This is a genomic window from Micromonospora sp. ATA51 (genome assembly GCF_016802855.1).
In the GTDB taxonomy this organism is placed as follows: Bacteria; Actinomycetota; Actinomycetes; order Mycobacteriales; family Micromonosporaceae; genus Micromonospora; species Micromonospora sicca.
Map to the genome: position 1 here is coordinate 1 of NZ_JAEVHJ010000248.1, position 10263 is coordinate 10263.

Consider the following 10263-nt stretch of genomic DNA (forward strand, 5'->3'; position numbering starts at 1 on the left):
GCCGAGCCGGCCGGCACCGCCGGCACCCGGGACACCACCTGCTCGCAGACCGGGCAGGGCGCGCCGTCCACCAGGTGGGCCCGCAGGGCCACGGCCTGGTCGGTGGCCTTCGCCTCCTCGTGCGCCCGGAACGCCGCCTCCAGCTCCGCGTCCGCCCGCTCGGCCGCGGCCCGCGCCTCGGCCAGGGCCTGCGCCGCCGCGTCGTGTTCGGCCTGCGCCGCGGTCACCGCCGCCCGGACCGTCTCCGCCTCGGCGGTCAGCCGGTCCCGGTCGGCGTGCGCCTTCAGCAGCAGGCGCAGTGCGCTCTCGTCGCCCGCCGCGGTCAGCTCGCCGCGGAGCTTCTCCTCCCGCTCCTCGGCGAGCGCCACCGCCGCGACCGCCTCGTCGGCCGCGGCCCGCGCCGTGGTCACCGCGCGGGCCAGCTCGGCGATGCCGTCCGGCGCCCGCACCCCGGCCAGCACCGTCAGCTCCGCGTCGAGCGCGGCCAGCGCCGCCGCCACCTCCCGCGCCGTGGCCCGCGCCCCCTCCAGCTCCGGTACGGCCACCGCCACCGCCCCGGCCAGCTTCCGCATCCGGTCGACCTGCGCCTGCGCCCCGGCCACCGTCTCGTCGTCGACGGCGGCGAGCCCGGCGAGCATCCGGTCCACGGCCTCCAGCTTCGCCTCGGCCTGCGCGGCGCGTTCGGTGGCCCGCTTCTGCACCTCCTCGTAGACGCCGAGGCCGAGCAGGTTGACCAGGATCTGCTGCCGGGTGGCGGGCTTGGCGTGCAGGAAGTCGGCGAACTGGCCCTGCGGCAGCACCACGCAGGAGGTGAACTGCTCGTACGGCAGCCCGACCGCCGCCAGCACCGCGTCCTCCATCTCGGCGGGGGTGCCGGCGACCACCTCGCCGAGATCGTCCGGGCTGAGCCCGGTGTCCAGCTTGGTCACGTCGAAACCGGCGGGCATGAGCTGCAACCCGGCGTTGGCGGTCTTGACCGCGCCCCGGCCGTCCCGGCGGACCACCCGGGTGGCGACGTACCGGTCGCCGGCGGACTCGAAGACCAGCCGGACCCGGGCCTCGGTGGCCGACGGGGCGAGCGCGTTGGCCAGGCCCCGGGTGCCGCCCCAGCGGGGCACGGTCCCGTAGAGGGCGAAGCAGATCGCGTCGAGCACCGTGGACTTGCCGGAGCCGGTCGGCCCGACCAGGGCGAAGAAGTCGGCGTCGGTGAAGTCGACGGTGGTCTCCTCGCGGAAGACGGTGAACCCGGCCATGTCCAGGCGCATCGGTCGCATCAGCGGTCGACCTGCTTCCTACTGTTGCTCATGAGTGAGCGGTTCGGATGTCTCGCTCTCCGCTCGGCGGTGGCCGGGCTGGAGTCCTGGACCGGCAGTCTGGTCCGGTGGCGATCGGTCCTTTCCTGCAGGATCTGCCTCACTGCGTGGTGCGGGGTGTGCAGGGCGATGTCGGGGTCGCCTGCTCGCTGCAGGATGTTGATCGCGGCGTTCACGTCGGCCTGCCACACCACCCCGCACGAGGTGCAGTGAAGCCGGTCCCCGTTGCGTCGGCCGAGCCGGCCGCAGCGGTGACAGGCTTGTGAGGTGTAGGCGGCGTTGACGTGCACGAGCGCAGAACCTCTGCGCTCCGACACGTTTGTTAGGGCCTCGGCGGTGACCCCTTTGGTCCACGCGGCGAGGCGCCGGTTGACGTTCTTGCCGAGCCTCTTGCGCCCGGCGATCCTTTTGGTGAGGTCTTCGGCGACCACGGTGGCGGCCTTGTCGACGACCCGGTGCACTGCGGTGAAGATCTCGGTACGCACCCGTGCGCGGTGGCGGGCGGCCTGTCGGTCCCGCTTGACCGTCCCGAGATTGTTGACCGTGATCCGACGTGCCTTCGCGTGGTCACCACGCAAGGCGGCGGTGTTCGCTATGGAGCGCAGCTTCGCCCGACGCCGGTTACGTTCCTTCAACCGGTCCGACTCGCTGGTCAGCAACTCGCCGAGGCGGCTGCCGTGGCGAACGCCATCGGAATCGGTCAGGGCCTCGGTGTACCCCTTGTCGACGCCGACCGTCGCGTCGCCGCACGGCCGCTGCGACGACCGCATCTGCGACGCGTCGATCTGGTAGTGCACCTCGACCCGGCCGCCGCGCAGGATCAGCCGCAGCGTGCCAGTCGGGGCGACGGTCGTGGACAGCGGGATTCTCACCATCTGGCGGCGTTGGAGACCCGGAACCGCCAGCCACAACTGGCCGCGCCCGTCGGTGGCGGTGTTGTGCTGGTCGGCGCGCACCACGATCTGATCGTGCGTGCGGTTGCGGCCACGCTTCCAGTGCTTGCGCGTCTGCCGAGCCAGGAACGGGTCACCAGCCCACCGGTCAGCCGCCAGCGCGGCCAGCATTCGCTTGCGCTCGCCAGGATCGCCCGTGCGCCGGAAGACCGCCCGGCGGACCTGCACCTTGGCCGAGGCCAGGTTCGTCGCGATGTCGGCCATAGCGTCGCGGACCGTTTCCTTCCACGCATTCGCCAGCACACCGAACCGCACATGCGTGCCGTCGACCAACCACCGGTCCCGCACCTGCCGGTCCCTCAGGCCGGACCCGACTCCACTAATCGAGCGGTAACGCTGCCACACCTCACTGCGAACCGGACCCAACCGACGGGCCTGCTCCCACAACGCCGCGCACTTACCGGAGTTCAGGCGCGCCGAGTAAGCAATCCGGGTGACCTTCACCGCTCGCCCCCCACGGTCAGATCCGCCCCTTTCGAGTTCCTTCACGTAGCGTCGCAACCCACACAGCAGACACGAAAGGCGCGCACGACCGCCAGCATGTCCTCAAAGCAGAGAGAGCCGACAACTAGTCGACCTCCTCGAGCAGCTCGTCGAAGAGCTCCTGGACGCCCTCGTCGACGTGCCCTCGGCTGCCCAGGTAGTCGGCGAAGAGCTCGCGCGGCGACCGGCCGGCCCGCTGGGCGGTGCGGGTGCCGCTGCCCGGCGCCGGGACCAGCTCCGGGTCGATCCGGATCTCCAGCGCGCGGGGGAGCAGCTCCTGCACCTCCTCGCGCAGCCCGGCGCGGGGCTGCTCGCGGACGTACACCCGCAGCCAGCCCTCCGGCGCCTCGATCTCGGCGAGCTGGGCCAGGGTGCCCCGCACGGTGCGCAGCGGGGTCGCCCCCGGCACCGGCACCTCCCGGATCTGGGCGGCGGTCCGGGCGGTCACCTCGACCACGGTCACCGAGCCGACGTTCTCCTGCTCGCCGAAGTCGACGGCGAGGGGGCTGCCGCTGTAGCGGACCGGGCAGGGGCCGATGACCCGCTGGGAGCGGTGCAGGTGGCCGAGCGCCACGTAGTGCGCGGTGCCCGGGAAGACGCTGGCCGGCACGGCGTAGCCGAGGACGGTGTGCGCGTCCCGCTCGCCGCCACCGGTGCTCGCCCCCACCACGGTCAGGTGGGCGGTGACCAGGTGCACCCGGTCGGGCTCGGTGAAGCCCTCGGTGAGCCGGGCGAGGACCCGGCCGAGGTGGTCGGCGTACGTCTGGTTGGCCTCGGCAGCGGTCAGATCGTACATCTCCACGGCGCGGACCGCGTACCGCTGGGACAGGAAGGGCAGCGCGGCGAGCTGCCAGCGCTCCCCGTCGGCGGTGACGCCGTCGATGATGTGCTCGGCCGGATTGTCCCGGACGCCGCCGCGCAGGGTGATGCCGGCCGCCTCGGCCCAGGGGCGCAGCGCGTCGAGGGCCGGCCCGTTGTCGTGGTTGCCGCCGATGGCCACCACGTCCGCGCCGGTGCGCCGCAGCGCGGTCAGCGCCCGGGTCACCAGCCGGGTCGCATCGGGGCTGGGCGCCGCGGTGTCGTACAGGTCGCCGGCCACGATGACCAGGTCGGGACGCTCGGCCCGGGCGATCTCGATCACCTGGGCCAGCACCTGCTTGTGCTCCTCGGCCCGGGACTGTCCCTTGAGGACCTTGCCGACGTGCCAGTCGGAGGTGTGCAGGATCTTCATGGCTTGGTCACCTCAGAACGGGATGTCGTCGTCGGTGGTGGCGCCGGAGCCGACCACGGCGAACGGGTCGGCGGACTGGGTGATCGAGCGCAGCGTCTCCGACGGGGCCCGGCCGGCCTCGGAGACCCGGGTCGCCCAGGCCGGGAAGGGGAACTCCAGGCAGAGCGGAACCGGGATGTCCGGCTGGTTGACGAACATGGTGCCCGGCCTGGCCAGCAGGGCCCGCTGCCGCTGGGCCGGCGGGAGGAAGCCGTACTCGGGGCGGGACGCCTCGGCCGGGTCGAGCCGGCCGACCACCCGGATCGCCGAGTTGGTGACGATCCGGCGCTCCACCTCGCTGGCGGTCTGCTGGGCGCCGACCAGGATCACCCCGAGCGAGCGGCCCCGCTCGGCGATGTCCAGCAGCACCTCCTTGATCGGGGAGGAGCCCTCGCGGGGGGCGTACTTGTTCAGCTCGTCGAGGACGACGAAGAGCAGCGGCTTGGCGGTGCCGGCCTTCTCCTTGCGCTCGAACTCACTCTTCAGCGTCACGCCGACCACGAAGCGCTGCGCCCGGTCGGGGAGGTTGTGCAGGTCGACGACGGTGACCTGGGCGCTCTCGGCGGTGTTGATGCTGTGCGGGCGGCGGGTGGCCAGGTCGCCCCGGATCAGTCGGCCCAGGTCCTTCTTGCTGCCGATCAGCCGGCGGGCGAACGCGTTGACCGTGCCGAGCCCGACCGCGCTGCCCGCCCACTCGGACCGGGTTTCGTCGTCGTTGAGCTGCTCGACGATGTGGTCGACCAGGTCCGCGTACGACCCCAGCCGGACCCCGTCCAGGCTGACCCCGCCGTCGGCGGGCTGGGCGTACCGGGCCAGGTGGGCGGCGACCGAGTGGACGACCATCGTGTACTGCTGGCGCTCGTCGTCGGCGTCCGCGAAGACGTACGGCAGGAGCCGGTCCGCACAGAACTCGGCGAGCGTCCAGTAGAAGCTGTCCACGCCGGTGAGCCGGCTGCTCACGTCCGGCGTGCCGGAGGAGTCGCCGACCCGGGGCGGGGCGTACACGCGCACGTCGGGGAACGCGCCGGCGTCCAGCCCGAGCTTCGCGTACCCGGCTCGGGTGGCGTCGTCGAGCCGGGTGTTGGGGTGGTCGAGGAAGAGCAGATCCTCGCCCTTGACGTTGAAGATCAGCGCCTTGGCGTTGACCGCGTCGCCGCCCAGCACCCCGGAGCGGAAGACCGAGTAGAGCAGGAAGGTCGCGAAGCTGGTCTTGGTGGCCACCCCGGAGATGCCGGAGATGGAGATGTGCGCGCCCCGGGTGCCGTCGAGGAAGTCGGCGTTGAGGTAGACCGGCACGCCGTCGCGGCCCATGCCCATCGGGATGCGCCGTTCCATCCGGTCGAAGTGCAGCGCCCGGGCCCGGGCGTCGCCCTCGGCCCGGTGCACCACCGCACCCGGGGTGGGCGGCACGTAGAACTCGGGGTCGACCCGGGTGGTGGTGATCTCCGCGGCCTCCTGCACCTGGGCCGGCAGGGTGCCGTCGGCGATGGCGAAGACGTCGGAGTCGAACTGCGCCCCCTCGTGCCGGGCGCGGACCTGGGTGACCACGCCGGCGATGGTCACCGGCTCGCGGTCGGGCAGCTCGCGGCGAGTCACCACGACGTCGTCGAGCTGGAGGTAGCTGCCGGGGGCGACGGCGGTCCAGAACGTCAGCGGGGTGGCGTCGGCGGTGCCGAGGACCCGGCCGACCCCCTCGCCGGAGCCGTCGAGCAGGTCGTCGGTCATCGGCGGACTCCGGTCAGCTGGTCGTCTCGGTCGCGGGGCACGACCTGCATCCTGCCCGAGGGATGCGACAGGTTGCCACGCGACGCGGCGGACGCCACCCGAGGTCCTCCGCGCCCTCGCGCAACGGGGTCGGTCAACCACACCGCGTGTCGGGGTGGCGCGATTCCCGCCCCGGCCGGGCATGATCCGCGAGATCCTGCAAGGGACCGGGGGAAGCGGGGAGCGGACGTGGGATCGAGACGGGGCCGGGTGGTGGCGCTGCTCGTCCTCGCCGGGCTGCCGCCGGTGGTCGAGCAGGCGGCGCTGGCCGCCGTCCCGCTGCACGCCGCCCGGGGACTCGCCCCGCAGGTCACGGCCGTCTGGCCGTACGACTCGTACCACGACCTGCGCTGGCTGCTGGTCTACCACGACTCGTGGCTCACGTTCGTGCTCGGGCTGCTCGGCATCACGTTGGCCCGGGGACTCCTCTCCGCCGGGCTGACCGCGCTGGCCTGGCCGGCCGGTACGCCGCGCCCCGCCTGGGGTTGGCTGGTGCGGCGCAACCTGGAGGTCGCGGCGCTGGCCGCGGTGGTGATCTCCCCCTGGGCCGCGCTCTCCGTCGCCTTCTCCGCGGTGGCGCTCTCCTGGTACCTGTTCGCCTCGCTGGGCCCGATGCTGGTGCTCGCCCCCTTCCTCGTCCGGGCCGGGGTGGTTGCCGGCTGGTGGCGGGGGTTGCCGACGATCGAGCTGTTCGGCTGGTCGGCGCTGAACTTCGTGCTGCTGACCCTGGCGGGCGCGCTGATCTCCACCACCCCCGGCTGGTGGGCGGTCGGGGTCGCCGGCCTGGCCGGCGTGGCGAACGGGCTGCTCTGGCAACGGACCGTGGCCGACGCGGCGCTGCCGGCCCGGATGCGCTGGCGACGGGCGCCGGTTGCCCCCATCGCCATCGTCCTCACCATGGCGGGGGCGGTCTGGGCCCAGTCGCTGATCGGGATCGCCGCCCCCGGACCGGGGGTGTGGCGGCCGCCGGTCCTCACCGAACGGCTGCCCGACCGGGTCAACCACGCGGTGATCGTCCTCGACGGGCACGACTCGGCCTGGGAGGGGGAAGCACCCGCCGACCCGCGGGTCGAGCGCTTCTCCTACGCGGGGCTGGACGCGCGTGGTCGGCCCCTGCCGTACCCGCCGGCGGCCACCCACCGGTCGCTCGACTCCAGCAGCGTCCTGCTCGCCGCCCAGGTGGACGCGCTGCACCGGCGTACCGGCCGGCCGGTGGCCCTGGTCGGGCAGAGCGAGGGCTCCATGGTGGTCCGGACTACCTGGAGAAGTTGCCCCCTGGCCCGGTGACCGCGGCGGTGATGTTCAGCCCGCTGGTCCAGGCCGGGCGCACCTACTACCCGCCCCCGGGGCACGAGGGCTGGGGGGTCGCGACGGGCTGGGAGCTGCGCGCCCTGTTCTGGCTGGCGGGCCGGCCGCAACCGGTGAAGGACGACCCCGACGAGCCGTTCGTGCGATCGGTGCTGATCGACGCGCCGTTCTACCGCAACCGCACCCTCTGCCCGGTGCCGGGCGTCCGGATGATCGCCTTCCTGCCCACGGTCAGCGCCGCCGAGGCTCCGCCTGGGGAGTACAGCCGCATCCCGGTCTACCAGCAGCCCGCGTTCCATGGCGGCCTGATCGGCCAGCGGATGGTGGAGGACCGGGTGATCGCGTTCCTGGCCGGCGAGCGGGTGGAGCAGCCCCGCCGGGAGTACGGCCTGCTCCAGCGGCTGGGTGCCGCCTGGCAGGCGCCGCCGTTGGCGCTGTCGCTCAACCCGGTGTGGTCGGCGAGCCGGGAGGGGGACCCGGCGAGGACCGGCCGGGTCTGCGAGGCGCGCTGAGCCGATCCGCCCCGGGCGGGGTCGGCGTGCGACCGGGGACGGCGCGCCGGTGGCGGAGCAGCAGTCGGACAGCCGCCAGGTCGAGTGCGACCACCAGGACGGCCTGGATCGGCGCGTACGGCAGGAACAGCAGGTCGATGCCGATCGCCGCCGTGGCGGAGCAGACGGCGAGCGGAACGGTCCCGCGTCGACCGGTCAACGCCAGCAGGCCGGCGAGCGTCACCGCGGCGCCGACCGCGACGTGCAGCCACGCCCAGCCGGTGATGTTGACCTGGTACACGCCCTGACCGGTCTCGACCGTGAACAGGTTGCGCGCCGTGTACGGCCAGACCGACAGCACGTCCACCAGGCCGGCGCCGGCCAGTAGGCCGCTGGCCAGCAGGGGACGGCCGGCCCCGGCCGCGCCGCTGTCGCCCGCCCATGTGAACCGCATTGTCCCAGGCTATGGGGCCGAAGGGGCGGGTGCGGGCGGGTTCGGCGACCGTCCGCACCGGTGAACCCCGACTACGCCGGTGCCCGCGCCCGTCGTCGTGCTGCGTCTCAGTGGTCGGCGAGGACCTCGCGCAGCCGGGCGGCGAAGGCCGCGGGTCCTCGACGAAGCCGATGTGCCCGCCGGGGAACATCGTGGGGGTGCCGCCCAGCGCCGCGGCCAGTGCCCGCGAGGTGCGGTCGCAGATCTGACCGGTCGACTGCTCGCCGAGGCCGACGACGACGCGGGTGGCACCGTCGCGCAGGGCGGCGACGTCGGGCCGGAACCGGGTCGTCCCCCGGATCATGTGGACGTACTGGAAGTGCTCGTCGGCGGCCGCCCGCGGATCGGGTTCGCCGCCGAACATGGCCTGGATCATCTCCTCGGGCAGCTCGATGTTCGCGTTGGCGAGGAACTTGCGCCCGGCGCCGAGCCGGTCCCCCGACCGGTAGGTGGCGATCATGTCCTCCTCCCGGGCCAGGAGTTCCGCGCGGTCGGCCAGCAGGCCGAGCAGCGGCGGCTCGTGCGCGATGACCGTGTGCACCTGCTCGGGGTGGGCCTCGGCGAGGGCGAGGACGGTCACCGCGCCGCCGCTGGAGCCGAGGACCGCGGCCGGGCCGGCGTCGAGGTGGGCGAGGAGCCGGGCCACGTCGTCGGCGCGCAGCTGTGGGGTCGAGTCCTGGTGGGGGTCGTGCAGGACGCTGCGGTTGATGCCTCGTGGGTCGGTGGTCAGCACGGTGTGCGCCACGGCCAGCAGGTCGGCCAGCGGTGCGAAGGCGCCGGCGTCCATCGGGGCGGCGACCAGGGCCACCAGCGGTCCCTGCCCGCGTACCTCGTAGTAGAGGCGCCCGTCCGGGACCTCCAGGGTCGCGGCGGTGACATGCTCGGCGGAGATGCTGCTCATCGGGGTCCTCCCGGTCGTGGCGATGGCGTTCACCATGCAGACTCCCGTCCTGGGGCAGAATCGTCGCTGTGAGCGTGACTTCCCGGAAGGGGGCGGCGGGCGCGGCCGACCAGGCCGCCTTCACCGCGCTGGTCGCACCGCTGCGCCGGGAACTGCACGCCCACTGCTACCGGATGCTCGGTTCCACCCACGACGCGGACGACGCCCTCCAGGACGCCCTGCTGCGGGCCTGGCGGGGGCTGCCGGGCTTCGCGGGACGCGGTTCGCTGCGCTCGTGGCTGTACACGGTGGCGACCCGTACCTGCCTGGACATCCTCGCGGGTCGCCGCCGCCGGGCCCTGCCCGTCGACCTCGGCCCGGCGAGTGAACGCGCGGTGCCGGACAACCGTCCGGCCACCACGTCGCCTGGCTCGGGCCGTATCCGGATGCCGGCCTCGCCGCCGGTCCGGCCGCCCCGGACGTACGCTACGAGCAGCGCGAGGCGGTCGAGCTGGCCTTCGTCGCCGCGTTGCAGCACCTGGCCGGCAACCAGCGGGCGGCGCTGCTGCTCTTCGACGTCCTCGGCTTCTCCGCCGCGGAGATCGCGGCCATGATGGACACCTCCACCACGTCGGTGAACTCGGCGCTCGCGCGGGCCCGCCGGGTCCTGGCCGAGCGGGTCCCCGCCGCCAGTCAGCAGCGGACCCTGCGCAAGCTCGACGACGCCCGCCTGCGGGAGATCGTCACCGGGTACGCCACGGCGCTGGAGAACGGCGACGCCGACGCCCTGATCGCCCTGCTCACCGAGGACGTCACCTGGTCGATGCCGCCGATGCCGCACTGGTACCAGGGCCTCGACGCGGTCGCCGACTTCGCCCGCGAGGTGCCGCTGACCCGGTGCGGGAGCTGGCGGCACCTGCCGACCAGCGCGAACGGCCAGCCCGCGGTCGGGTCGTACCTGCGCCGGGGCGGGACCGGCCCGCACCTGCCGTGGTCGATCGACGTGCTGACGCTGCGGGGCGCGCGGATCGCGGAGATCACGTCGTTCGTGGCGGTGACGCACTTCCCGGTGTTCGGGCTGCCGGACGCGCTGCCGCCGGGGCCGGGCGAACCCGCCGGTGGTCCGGCCCGACGGGACCCGCCCTAGGCGGCGGGGGCGGCGCCGGCCGGAGGTTTTTCCTGCGGGCCTCGGGCGTACCGCAGCATGAGCGTCCCGTCGGCGGCGGCGAGCACGTGCCGCAGCGGCAGCCGACGGGGCGCGCCGGCGTCCCCGGCGGTGATCCGGCCGGGCGGCCCGGCCCGAGCCAG

5 protein-coding genes and 5 pseudogenes are annotated in these 10263 nt (G+C 73.9%); 3 read left to right on the forward strand and 7 right to left on the reverse strand.

What is annotated here, in order from left to right:
* From JNW87_RS28260 to JNW87_RS28275, 4 genes are all read right to left on the reverse strand, one after another.
* Positions 1 to 1274, reverse strand: a 1274-nt coding sequence (locus tag JNW87_RS28260; RefSeq protein ID WP_238454703.1) for an AAA family ATPase, incomplete at its 3' end; no start/stop codon positions are given.
* The gene (locus JNW87_RS28265) at positions 1274 to 2710 is read right to left on the reverse strand and encodes a transposase (RefSeq protein ID WP_238454704.1); all 1437 of its coding nucleotides are present in this window, start codon (positions 2708 to 2710) and stop codon (positions 1274 to 1276) included. The genes JNW87_RS28260 and JNW87_RS28265, both read right to left, overlap by 1 nt.
* Positions 2711 to 2834: 124 nt before the next feature.
* Positions 2835 to 3980 (reverse strand): exonuclease SbcCD subunit D, encoded by a 1146-nt coding sequence (locus JNW87_RS28270; RefSeq protein WP_109802978.1) that lies wholly within the window; start codon positions 3978 to 3980, stop codon positions 2835 to 2837.
* A 12-nt stretch (positions 3981 to 3992) separates the two neighbouring features.
* A complete protein-coding gene (locus tag JNW87_RS28275; protein WP_109802979.1) occupies positions 3993 to 5744 on the reverse strand; it encodes an ATP-binding protein in 1752 nt (583 codons plus the stop codon).
* Between the two features lie 228 nt (positions 5745 to 5972).
* Here JNW87_RS28275 and JNW87_RS28280 point away from each other — a divergent pair.
* A pseudogene (locus JNW87_RS28280) lies at positions 5973 to 7603 on the forward strand (hypothetical protein).
* Here JNW87_RS28280 and JNW87_RS28285 read toward each other — a convergent pair.
* Both JNW87_RS28285 and JNW87_RS40875 read right to left on the reverse strand, forming a co-directional pair.
* On the reverse strand, positions 7533 to 8036 hold the full coding sequence (locus tag JNW87_RS28285; RefSeq protein ID WP_238454705.1) for a hypothetical protein: 504 nt from the start codon (positions 8034 to 8036) through the stop codon (positions 7533 to 7535). The pseudogene JNW87_RS28280 and the gene JNW87_RS28285 overlap by 71 nt on opposite strands.
* Positions 8037 to 8649: 613 nt before the next feature.
* Positions 8650 to 9012: pseudogene (locus tag JNW87_RS40875) on the reverse strand (alpha/beta fold hydrolase); the annotation flags it as partial.
* A 137-nt stretch (positions 9013 to 9149) separates the two neighbouring features.
* Here JNW87_RS40875 and JNW87_RS28295 point away from each other — a divergent pair.
* Together JNW87_RS28295 and JNW87_RS28300 are read left to right on the forward strand one after the other, a co-directional pair.
* Positions 9150 to 9251 (forward strand): annotated as a pseudogene (locus JNW87_RS28295) (sigma factor); the annotation flags it as partial.
* 179 nt (positions 9252 to 9430) lie between these two features.
* A pseudogene (locus JNW87_RS28300) lies at positions 9431 to 10102 on the forward strand (RNA polymerase subunit sigma-70); the annotation flags it as partial.
* On the opposite strand, the pseudogene JNW87_RS28305 reads toward JNW87_RS28300, so the two are convergent.
* Positions 10099 to 10263 (reverse strand): annotated as a pseudogene (locus JNW87_RS28305) (pyrimidine reductase family protein); the annotation flags it as partial. The pseudogenes JNW87_RS28300 and JNW87_RS28305 overlap by 4 nt on opposite strands.

Coding starts and splice junctions, on each gene's coding strand:
- JNW87_RS28275 (WP_109802979.1), bottom strand. CDS start 5,744: ATGACCGACGACCTGCTCGACGGCTCCGGCGAGGGGGTCGGCCGGGTC.
- JNW87_RS28270 (WP_109802978.1), bottom strand. CDS start 3,980: ATGAAGATCCTGCACACCTCCGACTGGCACGTCGGCAAGGTCCTCAAG.
- JNW87_RS28285 (WP_238454705.1), bottom strand. CDS start 8,036: ATGCGGTTCACATGGGCGGGCGACAGCGGCGCGGCCGGGGCCGGCCGT.